General features: G+C 69.6%; 17 protein-coding genes. 8 read left to right on the top strand and 9 right to left on the bottom strand.

The annotated features are described in order from the left end of the window. Positions 1–343 precede the first annotated feature (343 nt). Positions 344–985 carry a DNA-3-methyladenine glycosylase gene (locus tag ACFRKB_RS34600; protein ID WP_383110571.1) on the bottom strand — a complete coding sequence of 214 codons (642 nt, stop codon included), beginning with the start codon at positions 983–985 and terminating at the stop codon, positions 344–346. Between the two features lie 74 nt (positions 986–1,059). Here ACFRKB_RS34600 and ACFRKB_RS34595 point away from each other — a divergent pair, with 74 nt between their 5' ends. From ACFRKB_RS34595 to ACFRKB_RS34585, 3 genes are all read left to right on the top strand, one after another. Beyond that, positions 1,060–1,842 (top strand): sporulation protein, encoded by a 783-nt coding sequence (locus ACFRKB_RS34595; RefSeq protein WP_383110570.1) that lies wholly within the window; start codon positions 1,060–1,062, stop codon positions 1,840–1,842. Positions 1,843–1,939: 97 nt separating this feature from the next. Beyond that, complete coding sequence (locus ACFRKB_RS34590; protein ID WP_383110569.1) at positions 1,940–2,479, top strand: YbhB/YbcL family Raf kinase inhibitor-like protein; 540 nt, start codon at positions 1,940–1,942, stop codon at positions 2,477–2,479. Between the two features lie 152 nt (positions 2,480–2,631). Further along, positions 2,632–3,144 carry an HNH endonuclease gene (locus ACFRKB_RS34585; protein ID WP_383110568.1) on the top strand — a complete coding sequence of 171 codons (513 nt, stop codon included), beginning with the start codon at positions 2,632–2,634 and terminating at the stop codon, positions 3,142–3,144. A 103-nt stretch (positions 3,145–3,247) separates the two neighbouring features. On the opposite strand, the gene ACFRKB_RS34580 is transcribed toward ACFRKB_RS34585, so the two are convergent. The 4 genes from ACFRKB_RS34580 to ACFRKB_RS34565 all read right to left on the bottom strand — a co-directional run bounded on the left by ACFRKB_RS34580 (position 3,248) and on the right by ACFRKB_RS34565 (position 6,406). Continuing rightward, a complete protein-coding gene (locus ACFRKB_RS34580; RefSeq protein WP_383110567.1) occupies positions 3,248–4,024 on the bottom strand; it encodes a sulfite exporter TauE/SafE family protein in 777 nt (258 codons plus the stop codon). Positions 4,025–4,086: 62 nt separating this feature from the next. After that, complete coding sequence (locus ACFRKB_RS34575) at positions 4,087–5,016, bottom strand: SPFH domain-containing protein (RefSeq protein WP_129769718.1); 930 nt, start codon at positions 5,014–5,016, stop codon at positions 4,087–4,089. Positions 5,017–5,106: 90 nt separating this feature from the next. Beyond that, complete coding sequence (locus ACFRKB_RS34570) at positions 5,107–5,535, bottom strand: NfeD family protein (protein ID WP_365974119.1); 429 nt, start codon at positions 5,533–5,535, stop codon at positions 5,107–5,109. 79 nt (positions 5,536–5,614) lie between these two features. Then, a complete protein-coding gene (locus ACFRKB_RS34565; protein WP_383110566.1) occupies positions 5,615–6,406 on the bottom strand; it encodes an ABC transporter ATP-binding protein in 792 nt (263 codons plus the stop codon). A gap of 126 nt (positions 6,407–6,532) precedes the next feature. On the opposite strand from ACFRKB_RS34565, the gene ACFRKB_RS34560 reads away from it, so the two are divergent. Then, on the top strand, positions 6,533–7,330 hold the full coding sequence (locus ACFRKB_RS34560; protein ID WP_383110565.1) for a hypothetical protein: 798 nt from the start codon (positions 6,533–6,535) through the stop codon (positions 7,328–7,330). A 114-nt stretch (positions 7,331–7,444) separates the two neighbouring features. On the opposite strand, the gene ACFRKB_RS34555 is transcribed toward ACFRKB_RS34560, so the two are convergent. From ACFRKB_RS34555 to ACFRKB_RS34545, 3 genes are all read right to left on the bottom strand, one after another. Further along, the gene (locus ACFRKB_RS34555; protein ID WP_249950544.1) at positions 7,445–7,693 is read right to left on the bottom strand and encodes a chaplin; all 249 of its coding nucleotides are present in this window, start codon (positions 7,691–7,693) and stop codon (positions 7,445–7,447) included. A gap of 166 nt (positions 7,694–7,859) precedes the next feature. Beyond that, a complete protein-coding gene (locus ACFRKB_RS34550) occupies positions 7,860–8,504 on the bottom strand; it encodes a response regulator (protein ID WP_383110564.1) in 645 nt (214 codons plus the stop codon). Then, positions 8,497–9,642, bottom strand: a complete 1,146-nt coding sequence (locus ACFRKB_RS34545) for a GAF domain-containing sensor histidine kinase (protein ID WP_383110563.1) — start codon at positions 9,640–9,642, stop codon at positions 8,497–8,499. Before ACFRKB_RS34545 ends, ACFRKB_RS34550 begins: the two co-directional genes overlap by 8 nt. Positions 9,643–9,862: 220 nt before the next feature. Here ACFRKB_RS34545 and ACFRKB_RS34540 point away from each other — a divergent pair, with 220 nt between their 5' ends. The 3 genes from ACFRKB_RS34540 (at position 9,863) to ACFRKB_RS34530 (ending at position 12,632) form a co-directional block, all read left to right on the top strand. Further along, a complete protein-coding gene (locus ACFRKB_RS34540) occupies positions 9,863–10,558 on the top strand; it encodes an SDR family NAD(P)-dependent oxidoreductase (RefSeq protein WP_383110562.1) in 696 nt (231 codons plus the stop codon). After that, complete coding sequence (locus ACFRKB_RS34535) at positions 10,555–11,646, top strand: S-adenosylmethionine:tRNA ribosyltransferase-isomerase (RefSeq protein WP_383110561.1); 1,092 nt, start codon at positions 10,555–10,557, stop codon at positions 11,644–11,646. Before ACFRKB_RS34540 ends, ACFRKB_RS34535 begins: the two co-directional genes overlap by 4 nt. Positions 11,647–11,918: 272 nt before the next feature. Next, positions 11,919–12,632, top strand: a complete 714-nt coding sequence (locus ACFRKB_RS34530) for a transglycosylase SLT domain-containing protein (RefSeq protein WP_383110560.1) — start codon at positions 11,919–11,921, stop codon at positions 12,630–12,632. Positions 12,633–12,740: 108 nt separating this feature from the next. Here ACFRKB_RS34530 and ACFRKB_RS34525 read toward each other — a convergent pair whose 3' ends face one another. Further along, complete coding sequence (locus ACFRKB_RS34525) at positions 12,741–15,353, bottom strand: ABC transporter ATP-binding protein/permease (RefSeq protein WP_383110559.1); 2,613 nt, start codon at positions 15,351–15,353, stop codon at positions 12,741–12,743. A 403-nt stretch (positions 15,354–15,756) separates the two neighbouring features. Between ACFRKB_RS34525 and serB the strand changes: the two genes are divergently transcribed. After that, on the top strand, positions 15,757–16,977 hold the full coding sequence (gene serB, locus ACFRKB_RS34520) for a phosphoserine phosphatase SerB (protein WP_383110558.1): 1,221 nt from the start codon (positions 15,757–15,759) through the stop codon (positions 16,975–16,977). Positions 16,978–17,087 lie beyond the last annotated feature (110 nt).

Below are 17,087 nucleotides of genomic sequence, written 5' to 3'. Positions count from 1 at the left end.
TGAGTTCTCAAGGAACGGACGCTTCCTTTGTACTCACCCTCTCGGGCTTTCCTCCGGGCTTTTCCCTTCGGTCTTGCGTTTCCGACTCTATCAGATTCATTCGGCGTGTTCCGCCTCAAGAATTCTGATGGCCTTTGGACTGGCCTTTTGCCTTTCGGCTGTTCATTACTTTAACCGAATCCCTGCCCGGCTCATAATCGAGCCATGGAGCCCGGATTTCGGCATGCCGAATCCGCACCCTCAGGGTGTGGTCGAAAGTAATGGATGGCCGCCTCGGAGACTGCTGAACAGCAGGACCCGTTGAAAGCGGCTCGGGCTACGTTAGGCGGATGAACAGCACGAGTCAAGTTCGACGTTTACGTGGCGCGTGGGCGCGATAGGGGCTCACCGAGGGGTCTCCGTCGATCCAGAAGCGCCAGGGGTGAACCGCGCCGTCGCCGCCGACTCCGGTGCGCGGGCCGCTGCGGACCTGGTCAGCCGGGACGGGCGTACCGACGAGTATCGACAGCGGCGCGTCGGGGCCGGCGCAGACGTCCGTTCCGTTCAGGGCGCGGTCGACATCGAGGGCGGTGGCCAGACGGGCCGGGCCTTTGGCCAGTTCTCTGTCGTGACGGGCCGAGATTCGACGTTTGCGGGCCAGTTCGGCGCCCACGCCGATCCGGCCGGCCCGCAGCAGGACCCCGCTCGCCATGCCCTCCGGGCCGCATACCAGGTTGAGGCAGTGCCACATCCCGTAGGTGAAGTAGACATAGGCGTGACCGGGCGGGCCGAACATCACCGCGTTGCGGGCCGTGCGGCCGCGGAAGGCGTGCGAACCCGGGTCGACCGCGCCCGCGTACGCCTCTACTTCAGTCAGCCGGAGTTCGATGGGACCGTCGTCCGTGTCCCGTATCAACGTGCGGCCCAGGAGGTCCGGTGCGACCTCCAGGACCGGCCGGTCGAAGAAGGCGCGGGGCAGCGGCCTGCGGTCGGGGCTCTCCGTCATGGCGTACGAGCCTACCGGGGAACCGAATACGGTCGGGGCGCGTATGTAGAGGTCAGGATCTAGAAGGAGTGAACATGGGCTTCAAGAAGCTGCTCGCGAGCCTGGGCGCCGGTGGAGCGTCCGTCGAGACGGAGCTGACCGAGTTGAACGTCGTCCCCGGCGGGGTCGTTCAGGGCGAGGTGCGGCTCCAGGGCGGATCCGTGAACCAGCAGATCGAAGGGCTCAATGTCGGGCTCCAGGCGCGCGTCGAGGTCGAGGGCGGCGACCAGGAGACCAAGCAGAACATCGAGTTCACCAAGCAGAACATCGGTGGCGCCTTCGAGGTACAGGCCGGGGCCGTCCATGTGGTGCCGTTCGGTCTGGAGATCCCCTGGGAGACGCCGATCACGACGATCGACGGTCAGTCGCTGCGCGGGATGGACATCGGTGTGATCACGGAGCTGGAGATCGCGCGGGCGCTGGACTCCGGCGATCTGGACCCGATCAATGTCCACCCGCTGCCGGCGCAGCAGGCGATCCTGGACGCCTTCATCCGGCTGGGCTTCCGCTTCAAGAGCGCGGACATGGAGCGCGGTCATATCCGCGGGACGCGCCAGCGGCTGCCGTTCTACCAGGAGATCGAGTTCTTCGCGCCGCAGCAGTACCGCGGGCTGAACCAGGTCGAGCTGTCCTTCGTCGCGGACGACCGCGAGATGGACGTCATCCTGGAGATGGACAAGAAGCCGGGTCTGTTCACCGAGGGCAGCGACTCGTTCCGGGCGTTCCAGGTGGGACTCCATGACTTCCAGGGCACCGACTGGTCCGCCTATCTCAACCAGTGGCTCTCCGAGGTCGGTGGCCGTCGTAACTGGTTCTGAGCGCAGGCTCTAGGCTCGGCCCCGCAAGGCAGCCGAGCCGTCGGGCAGTCGAGCTGTCGAGCAGCCAGGCAGGACCAGCCGATTCGGAGGTTCAGACGTGACCGAGGGCAAGAGGGCTCCGCTCCCTCATGACTTCCATCCGCGGGTGCCGTCGTTCACCGTGGTGAGCGAGGACATCGCGCCCGGAGCGACGCTCAAGGACGCCCAGGTCCATGCCGCCGGGAACACCTCGCCGCAGCTGCGGTGGCAAGGCTTCCCGGCGGAGACCCGGAGCTTCGCCGTGACCTGTTTCGATCCGGACGCGCCGACCGGCAGCGGGTTCTGGCACTGGGTGGTCTTCGATATCCCGGCGTCGGTCACGGAGCTTCCCGTGGGTGCGGGCACCGGGACGTTCGAGGGGCTGCCCGAGGGCGCGGTGCAGGCGCGCAACGACTACGGGTCGCGGGACTTCGGTGGCGCGGCGCCGCCGCCCGGGGATCCGGCGCACCGCTATGTGTTCACGGTGTACGCGGTGGACAGCGAGCGGCTGGGGCCCGACGGCGACGCGTCGCCCGCGGTCGTCGGCTTCAATTTGCGGTTCCATACGCTGGCTCGTGCGCAGCTCATCGGCGAGTACGCCGCCCCGGCCGCCCTTTGACCGTTTGCCTTTTGTTTGCCCTGCCCTGGTCTTGGAGAGATCAGGGCAGGGCATTTTTTATTGTGTTGTCCCTCTCGGCGTGCCCGGCCAGAGTTGATCCAGGCCCGACGCCTCCCGATGGGGCTCGGGCCGGCACACGGGAGGTGGGCGGGATGCGGGACACGCTGGTACTGAATGCGAGCTTCGAGCCGCTGTCGACGGTGACTCTCCACCGTGCGGTGGTGCTGGTGCTGCAGGACAAGGCCGTTGTCGAGCACGCTCATCCCGATCTGCGTGTGCGTGCCGCCGCGGTGGAGCTGCCGGTGCCGCGGGTGATCAGGCTCTGCCGGTATGTACGGGTGCCGTTCCGAAGACAGGCTCCGTGGTCGAGGCGGGGGGTGCTGGTCCGGGACCAGCATCGTTGCGCGTACTGCGGCAGGCGCGCGACGACGGTGGACCATGTGGTGCCGCGATCCCGGGGTGGTGCGGACAGCTGGCTGAATACGGTCGCTTCCTGCGCCGAGGACAACCACCGTAAGGCCGACCGTACGCCGGAGCAGGCGGGGATGCCGCTGCTGTACCAGCCGTTCGTCCCGTCCCCGGCGGACGCGATGCTGCTGTCCCTGCGGGCCGGTGAGCGTTCGGAGCTGCCGCACTGGCTGGCCTCGGTCCAGTCCGCCGCCTAGACGAGCCGGTCCGCTCCCCCGCTGGGGGGCGGGCTTTCGGCTGTCGGCGGGCCTGTATCCCCGCGCCGCCCGTACCCGCGCCGCCCGTACGCCCGCGCCGCCGTCAGCCGTACCGGCGCACCAGCAGCTGGACGATGGCGACCACCCCGACCGCCACGACCAGCCCGCGCAGCGCCGCGGGGGGCAGTTTGCGGCCGACCTTGGCCCCGAGCTGGCCGCCGATGGCCGAGCCGACGGCGATGAGGACGACCGCGGTCCAGTCGAACTCCGCGACGAAGAGGAAGAAGAGCGCGGCGACGGTGTTGACGACGGCGGCGAGGATGTTCTTCACCGCGTTCAGCCGTTGCAGGGTGTCGTCGAGCAGCATGCCCATCAGGGAGAGATAGATGATCCCCTGGGCCGCGGTGAAGTAGCCGCCGTAGACGCTGGCGAGCAGCAGTCCGGTGAACAGGAGCGGCCCGCCGTTGGGGCCGGCGCTGGTGCCCTTCCGGGCACGGCGGGCCTGGACCGATCTGGCCAGCCTGGGCTGGAGGATCACCAGGACGAGAGCGATGGTGACCAGGACGGGCACGATCGTCTCGAAGGCCGTCGTGGGCAGCGTCAGCAGCAGTCCGGCCCCGGCGAGCCCGCCGATCAGCGCGGCGGCGCTCAGGCGCAGTACGCGGCGGCGCTGGCCGGTGAGTTCGGCGCGGTAGCCGATGGCTCCGCTGATGGAACCGGGTATCAGGCCAAGGGCGTTGGAGACGGTGGCGGTGACCGGCGGGAGGCCCGTCGCGAGCAGGACGGGGAAGGTGATCAGCGTGCCGGAACCGACAATGGTGTTGATGGTTCCGGCGCTGATGCCCGCGGCGAATACGGCGAGCATCTCCCAGGAGGTCACGGTGCGCTGCCCTTCGGTGATCGGTGCTGGATGCACCGATCATGCACGAAGAGGCAGGACGGTCAGTCCAGCGGGGGGTCCTGGCGGCGCTCCTTGCCGGTGTCGAAGCCCGGCATGCCACCTCCCAGGTTGCCGAAGGCGCCGCTGAGTCCCTTGAGTGCGTCGCCGATCTCGCTGGGCACGATCCAGAGCTTGTTGGCATCTCCCTCGGCGATCTTGGGGAGCATCTGGAGGTACTGGTACGAGAGCAGCTTCTGGTCGGGGTCGCCCGCGTGGATCGACTCGAAGACCGTACGGATCGCCTGGGCCTCGCCCTCGGCGCGCAGGGCGGCTGCCTTGGCCTCACCTTCGGCGCGCAGGATCGCGGACTGCTTCTCGCCCTCGGCGGTGAGGATCTGCGACTGGCGGATGCCCTCCGCGGTGAGGATCGCGGCGCGCTTGTCGCGGTCGGCGCGCATCTGCTTCTCCATCGAGTCCTGGATGGAGGTCGGCGGCTCGATCGCCTTCAGCTCGACGCGGTTGACGCGGATGCCCCACTTGCCGGTGGCCTCGTCGAGGACGCCGCGCAGGGCCGCGTTGATCTCCTCGCGGGAGGTGAGGGTCCGCTCCAGGTCCATGCCACCGATGATGTTGCGCAGGGTGGTGACGGTGAGCTGCTCGATCGCCTGGATATAGCTGGCGACTTCGTAGGTCGCGGCGCGGGCGTCGGTCACCTGGTAGTAGATGACCGTGTCGATGTTGACCACCAGGTTGTCCTGGGTGATCACCGGTTGGGGCGGGAAGGGGACGACCTGTTCACGGAGGTCGATCCGGTTACGGATCGAGTCGATGAACGGGACGACAATGTTCAGGCCCGCGTTGAGAGTTCGGGTGTAGCGGCCGAACCGCTCCACGATGGCGGCGCTCGCCTGCGGGATGACCTGGATCGTCTTGATCAGGGCGATGAATACAAGCACCACCAGGATGACCAGGACGATGATGATTGATGGCATCGCGTTCCTCGGGCCCTTCGCTGCCGGATGTTCTGATGATCCAGTTTCTCAGACCGCGGACGTATGTGCTTACCGTTCGGCCGGGTTGGCTCACATCACCACGGCGGTGGCTCCGTCGATCTCGACCACATCGACCTGTTGACCGGGGTCGAACGCGGCTCGCTCGTCGTAGGCGCGGGCCGACCAGACCTCACCGGCCAGCTTGATCCGGCCACCTCTGCCGTCCACCCGTTCCAGGACGACGGCTTGACGGCCTTTCAGCGCGTCGATGCCGGTGGCCGAGCCGGGGCTCGCGCCGCGCTGCCGGGCCGCGTAGGGACGTACGACGGCGACGAGGGCGACGGACACCACGACGAATACGAGGACTTGGGCCACGACTCCGCCGCCGAGCGCCGCGGTGACGGCTCCGGCGACCGCTCCGGCCGAGAACATGCCGAATTCGGGCATCGCCGTTATGACGAGCGGAATGCCCAGTCCGACAGCGCCGATCAGCCACCACACCCATGCGTCGATTTCCACATGGTCATGGTAGGGGCGGGGGTCCCTGTCCCGACAGGGGTGATATCCGGTCAGCTGACGGCGGTTGACGGGCTGAACGTCAGCCGAGGGGCAGGCCCTGCGCCGTCCAGCGGTCGCCGTTGCGCTCGATGACGAGCGGGAGGCCGAAGCAGTGCGAGAGGTTGCGCGAGGTGAGTTCGGTCTCCACGGGACCGGCGGCGAGCACCTTGCCCTGGCGGATCATGAGGACATGGGTGAAGCCCGGCGCGATCTCCTCGACATGGTGGGTGACCATGATCATGGAGGGGGCGTACGGATCGCGGGCGAGACGGCCGAGTCTGCGCACCAGGTCCTCACGGCCGCCGAGGTCGAGGCCGGCGGCGGGCTCGTCCAGGAGCAGCAGTTCGGGGTCGGTCATCATGGCGCGGGCGATCAGGGTGCGCTTGCGCTCGCCCTCGGAGAGCGTGCCGAACCTGCGGTCCAGGTACTCGGTCATGCCGAGGCGGTCGAGGAAGGCACGGGCGCGCTGCTCGTCGACCTCGTCGTAGTCCTCGTGCCAGGTCGCGGTCATGCCGTACGCGGCGGTGAGGACGGTCTCCAGGACCGTCTGGCGCTTGGGCAGCTTCTCGGCCATGGCGATGCCCGCGACGCCGATACGGGGGCGGAGGTCGAAGACATCGACCTTGCCGAGCCGCTCGCCGAGGATCCGTACCGTGCCGGAGGTCGGGAAGAGATAGCTGGAGGCGAGATTGAGCAGGGTGGTCTTGCCGGCACCGTTGGGGCCGAGGATCACCCAGCGCTCTCCCTCCTTGACCGACCAGGAGACATCGTCCACCAGAGCGCGTCCGTCGCGGACCACGGATACGTCCACCAGCTCCAGTACATCGCTCATGAGCGCGTTGTCTCCCCATGCAATCGTCTTGAGGTCTCAGGTGCGCCTGTAGGCGCGTCCCCCAAGGAAAACCTACGCCACCCGTCGCGGGGTCCGGCCGTGAGGTCCGTTCCCTACGCTGGTGCCATGCTTTCGCAACCACGCTCAGGACTGCTGGCCGCATGGGGAAATGCCCTGTTGGCCGGGTTTGTATCGCCGGACGACGCTGTGCTCGCCGTGGTCGGCGACGACGCCGTACACCGGGTGGAAGGGCTGCCCGGCGAGTCCGGTCCTGTCGGGCTCACGCTGGCGCTGGGCCGGCTGCGGGCGCTCGGGGTGACCGGGTACCGGATCGCGCTGCCGGCGCCGGGCCATCCGCTGGGGCTCAGCGGCCCGCCGGAGTTCAATGCCCGCGCGCTGGAGGCCGAGGAGGCGGTGATCGCCGCCGGGGCCCCGTACGGACTGATCCCCGAGGTCTCCGCGGCGGGCCCGGACGGGGACCAGCATGTCGAGGTCCTCTGGCACTGTCTGCCGGTACGGGAGGCGCCCCCGGCGGATGTCCCCTCGCTGGGTGAGGCGGAACGCGAACTGGCGGAGGCGCTGCGGGAGGCGACGGACGTGCTCTCGCGGCTGGACGTGGCGGCGTCGGGGCCGGTGGCCGAGGCAGCGCTGGACGCCTACCGGGCACGGTCGGAGCGGGGGCGCGAGGTGCTGGCGCCCGGCTATCCGCCGCGCGCGGTACGGGTGCTCGAACTGGCGCAGCGGATCGGGCTGCTGGTCTCACTGGCGTACGAGCACGGGCACGGCGGTGCGGTGAGCGCGTCGGAGATGGCGGCGCGGGGTGAGGCGCTGCGGCCGGTGGAACGCTGCGCGCGACGGGCGCTGGTGGCGTCCTACAACGCGTATGTCGAGGAGCGGGAGCGGGGGATGCCGCCCGTCTCCTGAGAGGTGGATACGGGGGCCGTACGCGGGCCCTGGTACGAGAAGAAAGGCCGCCGAGGCCCGGGAAACCCACCCGCCAGGGGGTCACCGGGGCTCGGCGGCGCGTGACGCGACGCGTCAGTGGTTGACCGAGGCGTTGCCGAGCGCCGGGTTCAGCAGGCCGATCACGTTCACCGTGTTGCCGGTGAGGTTCACCGGGATGTGCACCGGAACCTGGACCGCGTTGCCGGAGCCGACACCCGGGGAGTGCTGCGCGACGCCGTTGGCGTGGGCGCCGCCCTCGGTGGCGGACGCGGCTCCGGCGGTGGCGCCCGCCGCGAGACCGGCGGTGACGATGACCAGGGCGGCCTTCTTGGCAACCTTCATGGGATGTTCCTTAATCGTGTGATCAACAACAGCGGCGGTACGCCGCCGCACGCCATGAAGAACGCGCGAAAGACGATCAGGATGCGCCGTGTGGGTGACATACACCCGACGGTATGAATACTCAGACCGGAGTACGATCGTCCGATTCTGTGGGCCGTGTGCCCTCTCAGCCCGTAACCCCATGTCGCACGGCCCAGAGGGCCGCCTGCGTACGGTCCGAGAGATCCAGCTTCATCAGAATGTTCGAGACATGCGTCTTGACAGTCTTCTCGGAGAGCACCAGCGCACGGGCGATCTCCCGGTTGGAGCGCCCGTCGGCGATCAGGCTGAGCACCTCGCGCTCACGGTCGGTGAGCGAGGTGCCTCTGCCCTGGCCGGCGCCCGGCTCGTCCTGGGCCAGCAGCGCGCCCGCGACCTCCGGCTGGAGCAGTACATGCCCGGCGTGTACGGAGCGGATGGCACCGGCCAGCGCCTCGGGATCGACGTCCTTGTATACGTAACCGGAGGCACCGGCGCGCAGCGCGGGGACCACCGTGCGCTGCTCGGTGAAGCTGGTGACGATCAGAACCCTGGCGGGATTGCCGAGTTCACGGAGCTTGCGCAGCGCCTCGATACCGTCGGTGCCCGGCATCTTGATGTCCATCAGCACGACGTCGGGGCGGAGTTCCTCGGCGCGGGCGATCCCCTCGGCGCCGTCGGACGCCTCGCCCACGACCTCTATGTCGTCCTGGATCTCCAGGAACGTCCGCAGTCCGCGCCTGACCACCTGGTGGTCGTCCACCAGCAGGACACGGATCGTTCTGTCAGCCACCGGGCACCTCCATCTCGATCGTGGTGCCCTGGCCGGGCGCCGATATCACCCTGAGTCTGCCGCCCACGCCGCCCGCCCGGTCGCGCATCGAGACCAGCCCCAGATGGCGGCCGGCCCGGCGCACCGCGCGGGGTTCGAAGCCCGTGCCGTTGTCGGTGATGCCGAGGACCGCGCCCTGGCCGCGACGGGCGAGGGTGACCTCGACGCGGTCGCCGCCGGAGTGGCGCAGCGCGTTGTGCAGCGCCTCCTGCGCCACCCGCAGCAGTGCCTCCTCCTGGGCGGCGGGCAGGGCCCGTATCCCGCAGGTGTCGAAGGTGACCCGGGCGGAGTGGGCCCGGTCCATGACCTGGATCTGAGTACGGAGCGTATGGACCAGGCCGTCCTCGTCGAGGGCGGCGGGGCGCAGCTCGACGACGGCGGCGCGCAGTTCGTCCGCGGCCTCCGCGGCGAGGGCGGCGACCTGCTGGAGCTCGCCCTTGGCCCGGGACGGATCGCGGTCCACCAGGGCCGCCGCGGCCTGGGCCGTCAGCCGCAGCGAGAAGAGTTTCTGGCTGACGGCGTCGTGGAGCTCGTGGGCGAGGCGCGAGCGCTCCTCGGCGATGGTGAGTTCGCGGCTGCGCTCGTACAGACGGGCGTTGGTGAGGGCGATCGCGGCGTGCTGGGCGAGGATCGAGAGGAGTTCCTCGTCCTCCTCGGTGAATCCACAGCCGCCGTCCGGTTTCGGACAGCGTTTGTTCGCGAGGAAGAGGGCGGCGATGGTCTCGTCACCGTCCCTGACCGGCAGCCCGAGGAAGTCCGACATATCGGGGTGGGCGGAGGGCCAGCCCTCGAAGCGCGGATCCTTGCGCACGTCGGCGAGGCGCTCGGCCTTCTCCTCGTGGAGCATCGCGGCGAGGATCCCGTGCTGGCGCGGCAGCGGGCCGATGGCCTTCCACTGCTCGTCACTGACGCCGTCCACGACGAACTGGGCGAAGCCGCCGTGATCGTCCGGCACACCGAGCGCCGCGTACTCGGCGTCGAGCAGTTCGCGGGCCGAGGCGACGATCGTCTTGAGGACGTCGCGCACCTCCAGATGCCTGCTCATCGCGAGGAGTGCGGTGCTCACGGCCGCGAGGCCGGAGCGGGGTCGGTGGCTCATGACTTCACCGTACCGGCGGGCGGGACGCACCGTATCGGCCCCGGGATCCGCTGCGACCAGGGCTGATGACCTAGGTCCTGCGGCGCGGGGAGGGCGCCGGGAGTAGGACGAAGTGCCGTTGTGGGACGGTCCCGGCGTACGAGGCGTCGGGGGCCGTCCCCTTCCTACGTTGGGCGCGTCAGGCGAGAGAGCGGCGCGTGAGCGAGAAGGAGCGGACATCATGCCGGTAGCGATCATCACGGGGGCTTCCAAGGGACTGGGGCGCGCGCTGGCCGACGGGCTGGCCCGGCGCGGCTGGGATCTGGTGCTGGACGCCAGGACCGCGCGCGTACTGGAGGAGACGGCCACCGAGGTCAGGGCGCACGGGACCCGGGTGGCAGCGTGCGCCGGGGACGTCACGGACGCGGGGCACCGCGCGGAGCTGGTGGCCGCGGCGGCGGAGCTGGGGGCGCTCGATCTGGTGGTGAGCAACGCCAGCGCGCTGGGCGCGGAGCCGCTCGTACGGCTGGACGCGCTGCCGCTCGACGGGCTGCGGGCGGCGCTGGAGACGAATGTGGTGGCGGCGCTGGGGCTGGTCCAGGAGGCGCTGCCGCTGCTGCGGGCGAGTGCGGCGGGCGCGGTGATCGCGGTGAGTTCCGACGCGGCGGCCGAGGCGTACGAGACCTGGGGCGGGTACGGGGCGTCCAAGGCGGCGCTGGACCATCTCGCCGCCGTGCTCGCGGTCGAGGAGCCGGAGCTGCGGGTGTGGACGGTGGATCCGGGCGACATGGGCACGGATCTGTACGCGGCGGCGGTGCCCGACGACCCGGATCCGCGCCCCGAGCCGGCGTCGGTGGTGCCCGGCTTCCTGCGGCTGCTGGAGCGGCGCCCGGTGAGCGGCCGGTACGCGGCCCCCTCACTCCTGGAGCCGAAGTGAGCGTCCTGCCGGCGCTGCGGGTGCCCGAGGAGCTGTCGGCGCGGGTCCCGGCGGAGCAGCGCGGGTCGGGCAGGGACGACGTACGGCTGCTGGTCTCCCGGGGTACGAGCGTCACGCACCACGCCTTCCGGGGACTGCCGGGGCAGCTGCGGGCCGGGGACGTGCTGGTCGTCAATACGTCGGCGACGCTGCCGGCGGCCGTCAGCGGACGGCTGGGGCCCGATCCGGGTGGCGAACCGATCGTCGTGCACTTCTCGACGCGGGGTGACGACGGCCGGTGGGCGGTCGAGCTGCGTACGCCGAGGCCGGACAGCGGCGCGGGGACCACGCTGCCGCGCGCCGGCGGCCCGGCGGGGGCGGTGGTCCGGCTGCCGGGCGGGGAGCACCTCGTACTGGACGAGCCGCTGGCCCCCGGGGGCTCCCGGCTGTGGTGGGCGCGGGTCTCCTGTGCGGACGTACCGGCGCTGCTGGGCCGCCACGGCCGGCCGATCCGGTACGGGTACACGGAGCGGGACCAGCCGCTCTCCGCGTATCAGACGGTCTTCGCGCGCCCCTCGCCCGACGGGGCCGGCTCCGCGGAGATGCCGAGTGCCGGGCGGCCCTTCACGGCGCGGCTGGTGGCGGAGCTGAAGAGCCGGGGTGTGCGGTTCGCGCCGGTCACGCTGCACACCGGGGTGGCGTCGGCGGAGGCGCACGAGCCGCCGTACCCGGAGCGCTTCGAGGTGCCGCGGAGCACGGCCCTGCTGGTGAACGCGGTGGCGGCGGACGGGGGCAGGATCATCGCGGTCGGGACGACGGCCGTGCGGGCCCTGGAGTCCGCGGCGGGGCCGGACGGGGTGGTGCGGGCCGCCTCCGGCTGGACGGAGCTGGTGATCACGCCCCGGCGCGGGGTGCGAGTGGTGGACGGGCTGCTGACCGGGCTGCACGAGCCCGGGGCCTCGCATCTGCTGATGCTGGCGGCGATCGCCGGGCAGGCGGCTCTGACCAGGGGATACGAGGAGGCCCTGAGCGGGCGCTACCTCTGGCACGAGTTCGGGGACGTCCATCTCCTGCTCCCGGCCGAGACCGTTCACGGTTCGCGTTGCTGAAGCAACACCGGGTCAGGTTGCCCTGCCCCCGATGTGAGCCCGGGCATAGGACGCACATCACTTACGAACTCCGCTAGTCGACAGAAAGAGGGGTGTGAGCTTGGCATAAACCGGGAGCAGGGCGCCTTTTCGGCGCCCTGCTCCACTATGCGGGGTCGTACGTCACACCTTTGCCAGAGCATTTTGCGACCGCTAAGAATTGCCGACGTCGCCGCCGAGCAGGCTGGCCATCCGGCCTCCGCGACTCCCGCTACTCGAAGAGGTTCGTCTCTATGTTCTCGTCACGCACCCCTGGTCTCAGTCGTCTGAACAAGGCCCAGAAGGCTTCCATGGCCGGCGTCGCCGCCGCCGGAGTCGCCGCGGTCACGTTCTCCCTGGTTCCCGGCACGGCTGTCGCCGCCGAGTCCCAGGCCCCCGTCCAGTCCCCCGTCACCTCCACGGTGTCGACGTCGGCGACGGACAACGGCCGGACCCCCGCCGTGAGCGCGATCATCGCCAAGCAGTTCGGCAGCCCCGACACGGCGGCCAAGGTCCAGGCCGTGGCCCAGAAGACGGCATCGGAGAAGACGAAGGCCGAGGAGAAGGCCGTCGCGAAGGCGAAGGCCGACGCGAAGAAGCGCGGCGACGAAGCCGCCAACCGCTCCACCGTCCGCAAGCCCGTCTACAAGGACAACCTGGACGGCTGGATCCGTGAGTCCCTGGACATCATGAAGAAGCACAAGATCCCCGGCTCGTACGAGGGTCTGCACCGCAACATTCTCCGTGAGTCCAGCGGTAACCCGAAGGCGATCAACCTCTGGGACATCAACGCCCAGAACGGCATCCCGTCCAAGGGCCTGCTCCAGGTCATCCCGCCGACGTTCAAGGCGTACCACGTCAAGGGCACGCCGTTCGACATCTACGACCCGGTCGCCAACATCGTGGCCGCGGCCAACTACGCCGCGGACAAGTACGGCTCGATGGACAACGTCAACAGCGCCTACTGAGCCCGGCAGGGCCCGGCGCGCTGACGCGCACCACACGCAGAACGCCGGAGGGCGGCACCCCGCACAGGGGGTGCCGCCCTTCGGCGTACGCGTACGCGGTCCGCGTGGCTACTTGCGCATGACCTCCGGCTCGTGGCGGCGCAGCAGACGCGACACCGCGACACCGCAGACGACACCGATGAACAGCAGGACCGAGATATTGATGACCCACTGGCTCGCCGCGTGCTCCCACAGCGGGTCCAGGTTGGTGGGGTCGTCCGGTTCCCAGGGCGCCATCAGCGTGGAGAGGTCGAGCGTGGTGCCCGCGCCCGCGATGGCCCAGCGCGAGGGCATCAGCCAGGCGAACTGCTCCAGGCCGGGTGAGTCGTAGAGCTGGAAGAGGATGCCGGTGAAGACGACCTGGACGATCGCGAACATGACCAGCAGCGGCATCGTCTTCTCGGCGGTCTTCACCAGCGAGGAGATGACCAGGCCGAACATCATCGAGGTGAAGCCGAGCGCGATCACCACGAGGCACATCTCGACGGCCGGCGGCAGGATCAGACCCTCCGCGGGCAGCACGCGGGGCGCGAAGCCGATACCGCAGATGATCACGCCCTGGAAGGCGGTGATCACTCCGAGTGTGATGACCTTGGACATCAGATAGGCGGAGCGGGAGAGGCCGGTGGCCCGTTCCCGTTCGTAGATCACCCGTTCCTTGATCAGTTCACGTACGGAGTTGGCGGCGCCCGTGAAGCACATGCCGACCGTGAGGATCAGCATGATCGTGCCCGCGGCGCCGTTGAACCTGGCGGGCGCCTCGGGCGGGCCGAGACCGAACTTCGCCGGGATGACGACGCTGACCACACCGAGCACGGCGGGCAGGACCACCATCAGCCCCATGAAGCCCTTGTCGGACGCGATCACCGAGACATAGCGGCGAATCAGCGTCCACAGCTGCGATCCCCAGCTCTGCGGCTTCGGCGGGCGCATCTGCTGCGCCGTCGGCATGGCCACGGACTGCGCGGCGACGGCGTCGATGTCGGCCGCGTACATCTGGTAGTGCTGCGAGCCGCGCCAGCGGCCCGCCCAGTCGTAGTCGCGGTAGTTCTCGAAGGCGGAGAAGACATCGGCCCAGGTGCTGTAGCCGAAGAAGTTGAGCGCTTCCTCGGGCGGGCCGAAGTACGCCACCGAGCCGCCGGGCGCCATCACGAGCAGCTTGTCGCAGCTCGCCAGCTCGGCCACGGAGTGGGTGACGACGAGGACCGTACGGCCGTCGTCGGCGAGGCCGCGCAGCAGCTGCATGACATCGCGGTCCATGCCGGGGTCGAGGCCGGAGGTCGGCTCGTCCAGGAAGATCAGCGACGGCTTGGTGAGGAGCTCCAGGGCGACGGAGACGCGCTTGCGCTGGCCGCCGGAGAGCGAGGTGATCTTCTTGTCCTTGTGGATGTCGAGCTTCAGCTCGCCCAGGACCTCGCCGATCCTGGCCTCGCGCTCGGCCTCGGCGGTATCGCCGGGGAAGCGGAGTTTGGCGGCGTACTTGAGCGCCTTCTTCACGGTCAGTTCCTTGTGCAGGATGTCGTCCTGCGGGACCAGACCGATGCGCTGGCGCAGCTCGGCGAACTGCTTGTACAGATTCCGGTTGTCGTAGAGGACATCGCCCTGGTCGGCGGGGCGGTAGCCGGTGAGCGCCTTGAGCAGGGTGGACTTGCCGGAGCCCGAGGGGCCGATGACCGCGATCAGCGACTTCTCGGGGACGCCGAAGGAGACGTCCTTGAGGATCTGCTTGCCGCCGTCGACCGTCACCGTGAGATGACGGGCGGAGAAGGAGACCTCACCGGTGTCGACGAACTCTTCGAGGCGGTCACCGACGAGGCGGAAGGTGGAGTGACCGACGCCGACGATGTCGTTCGGGCCGAGCAGGACGGTGCCGGACTTGGCGATCGGCTGGCCGTTGACGTACGTGCCGTTGTGGGATCCGAGGTCACGGATCTGGAAGCGGCCGTCGGGCGTCGCCGTGAACTCGGCGTGCAGACGCGAGACCTGGAGGTCGGAGACGACCAGCTCGTTCTCCAGCGCACGGCCGATGCGCATGACATGGCCGAGGGAGAACTGGTGGAAGGTGGTCGGGCTGCGGTCGCCGTACGCCGACGGGGCCCCCGCGCCCCGCTGGTGCGGTACTTGACCGTGCTGCTGCGGAGGTATGTGCCCCTGCTGCGGTGCCTGTGGCTGTGCTTGCGGCTGCGCCTGGTGTGGTGCCTGTGGCTGTGCTTGCTGCTGCGGTGCCTGCGGCTGCGCCTGGTACGGGGCCTGCTGCCAGTTCTGCTGCGGCTGCTGGGGCTGCTGGTGTTGGGGCTGCTGCTGTGCCCAACCGGGTCCGCCCTGCTGCTGCGGCGCCGGCTGCCTGGGCGCCTGCTGCGCCGGGACCTGCTGCGCCGCCGTACCGGTGAGGCTCAGCCGGGGTCCGTCGGTGGCGTTGCCGAGATGGACGGCCGAGCCGGGACCGATCTCCACCCGCTGAACGCGCTGACCGTGCAGATACGTGCCGTTGGTACTGCCGTGGTCCTCGATGACCCAACCACGGCCCCCCCAGCTGATGGTGGCATGCCGCCACGAGACCCTGGCATCGTCGATCGTCAGGTCGCCCTGGGGATCACGTCCGAGGGTGTATGTCCTGGACGGGTCGAGCGTCCAGGTCCTTCCGTTCAATTCCAGTACGAGTTCCGGCACTCCATGCCCCACTTGTTGTCCCCCGGTTTCCCCCGTCGCAGGGAGTCTAGGGATGGCGAACATCGTGGGGAACTATTTCAGGCGCGCAGCCAGGTTTGAAAGCCAGGCCTTGTGCGATACCGGCACAAGCTCGTAACGGCCCGGTAAGGAGGGCGCGGGAAACAACCGCAACGGGGACAAAGCCAGCGGGACCACCGACGACGGCCATGGTGGCGGCGGGGTCCGGAGGGGCCGGCGGGCCGGCGGCACCGTTCGGTGACACGTCCGCCTTCAGCCTCCGTACGCCGTACGGCCACCGTCCGTACGCCCACTTCACGCCACCGGCACAGACCCGCGGGCGATCCCCTCCGGGCGCTGTCCGGTACGCGGGACAGACAGCGCGCACCGGCGGTCCGCCCGATACGGTGGAAGCACCATGAGCGCATCGCAGCCCCCTCGGACCGCAGACGTCCCCACCCTTCTCGTCAAGATCTTCGGGAAGGACCGCCCCGGGATCACCGCCGGGCTTTTCGACACCCTCGCCGCCTACTCCGTCGATGTGATCGACATCGAGCAGGTCGTCACCCGTGGCCGGATCGTGCTGTGCGCGCTGATCACCGCGCCGACCGCGGGCGGCAGCAGCGAGGGCGAACTGCGCGCGACCGTGCACAGCTGGACGGAATCGCTCAAGCTCCAGGCCGAGATCATCTCGGGCACCGGTGACAACCGGCCGCGCGGCAGCGGCCGTTCCCATGTCACCGTGCTCGGCAACCCGCTGACCGCGGAGTCGACGGCGGTGATAGCGGCCACCATCACCGGGACCGGCGGCAATATCGACAGGATCTTCCGGCTGGCGAAATACCCTGTCACCGCAGTGGAGTTCGCGGTGTCCGGGGTGGAGACCGAACCGCTGCGCACCGCGCTGGCCACCACCGGATCCGAGATCGGTGTCGATGTGGCCGTCGTCTCGGCCGGACTGCACCGCCGGGCCCAGCGGCTGGTGGTGATGGACGTCGACTCGACCCTGATCCAGGACGAGGTCATCGAACTCTTCGCGGCCCATGCCGGCTGCGAGGCCGAGGTCGCCGAGGTCACGACCCGGGCCATGCTCGGGGAGCTGGACTTCGAGCAGTCCCTGCACGCCCGGGTGGCGCTGCTGGCCGGGCTGGACGCGTCGGTCGTGGAGAAGGTACGGGCCGAGGTCCGGCTCACCCCCGGCGCCCGGACCCTGATCCGTACGCTCAAGCGGCTCGGCTACCAAGTCGGCGTCGTCTCCGGCGGATTCACCCAGGTCACCGACGCCCTCCAGGACCAGCTCGGGCTTGATTTCGCCGCCGCCAACACGCTGGAGATCGTGGACGGAAAGCTCACCGGACGCGTGGTGGGCGAGATAGTGGACCGCGCGGGCAAGGCCCGGCTGCTGCGCCGCTTCGCCGCCGAGGCGGGGGTACCGCTGGCGCAGACCGTCGCGATCGGCGACGGCGCGAACGATCTCGACATGCTGAACGCGGCCGGGCTCGGCGTGGCCTTCAACGCCAAGCCCGTCGTCCGCAAGGCCGCCCACACGGCGGTGAACGTGCCGTTCCTGGACGCCGTGCTCTACCTGCTGGGCATCACCCGGGAAGAGGTCGAGGCGGCGGACGGCGAGGGCGGCTAGGTCCTGTCCGGTCGATCTTCGCGGATCAGACCGCGGCAGTCTGGTGCAGGGGGTACCCCCGTGCCGTTCAGGCCACGGGGGAGCATCGCAAGGCGGAGGATCGCCCGTGT

The organism is Streptomyces scopuliridis (assembly GCF_042790125.1).
GTDB classification, from domain to species: Bacteria; Actinomycetota; Actinomycetes; order Streptomycetales; family Streptomycetaceae; genus Streptomyces; species Streptomyces scopuliridis_A.
Note: the sequence above shows the minus strand (reverse complement) of the source record. Positions and strands in the feature narration are given on the sequence as shown.

Coding starts and splice junctions, on each gene's coding strand:
- ACFRKB_RS34600 (WP_383110571.1), bottom strand. CDS start 985: ATGACGGAGAGCCCCGACCGCAGGCCGCTGCCCCGCGCCTTCTTCGAC.
- ACFRKB_RS34595 (WP_383110570.1), top strand. CDS start 1,060: ATGGGCTTCAAGAAGCTGCTCGCGAGCCTGGGCGCCGGTGGAGCGTCC.
- ACFRKB_RS34585 (WP_383110568.1), top strand. CDS start 2,632: ATGCGGGACACGCTGGTACTGAATGCGAGCTTCGAGCCGCTGTCGACG.
- ACFRKB_RS34575 (WP_129769718.1), bottom strand. CDS start 5,016: ATGCCATCAATCATCATCGTCCTGGTCATCCTGGTGGTGCTTGTATTC.
- ACFRKB_RS34565 (WP_383110566.1), bottom strand. CDS start 6,406: ATGAGCGATGTACTGGAGCTGGTGGACGTATCCGTGGTCCGCGACGGA.
- ACFRKB_RS34560 (WP_383110565.1), top strand. CDS start 6,533: ATGCTTTCGCAACCACGCTCAGGACTGCTGGCCGCATGGGGAAATGCC.
- ACFRKB_RS34555 (WP_249950544.1), bottom strand. CDS start 7,693: ATGAAGGTTGCCAAGAAGGCCGCCCTGGTCATCGTCACCGCCGGTCTC.
- ACFRKB_RS34545 (WP_383110563.1), bottom strand. CDS start 9,642: ATGAGCCACCGACCCCGCTCCGGCCTCGCGGCCGTGAGCACCGCACTC.
- ACFRKB_RS34540 (WP_383110562.1), top strand. CDS start 9,863: ATGCCGGTAGCGATCATCACGGGGGCTTCCAAGGGACTGGGGCGCGCG.
- ACFRKB_RS34530 (WP_383110560.1), top strand. CDS start 11,919: ATGTTCTCGTCACGCACCCCTGGTCTCAGTCGTCTGAACAAGGCCCAG.
- serB (WP_383110558.1), top strand. CDS start 15,757: ATGAGCGCATCGCAGCCCCCTCGGACCGCAGACGTCCCCACCCTTCTC.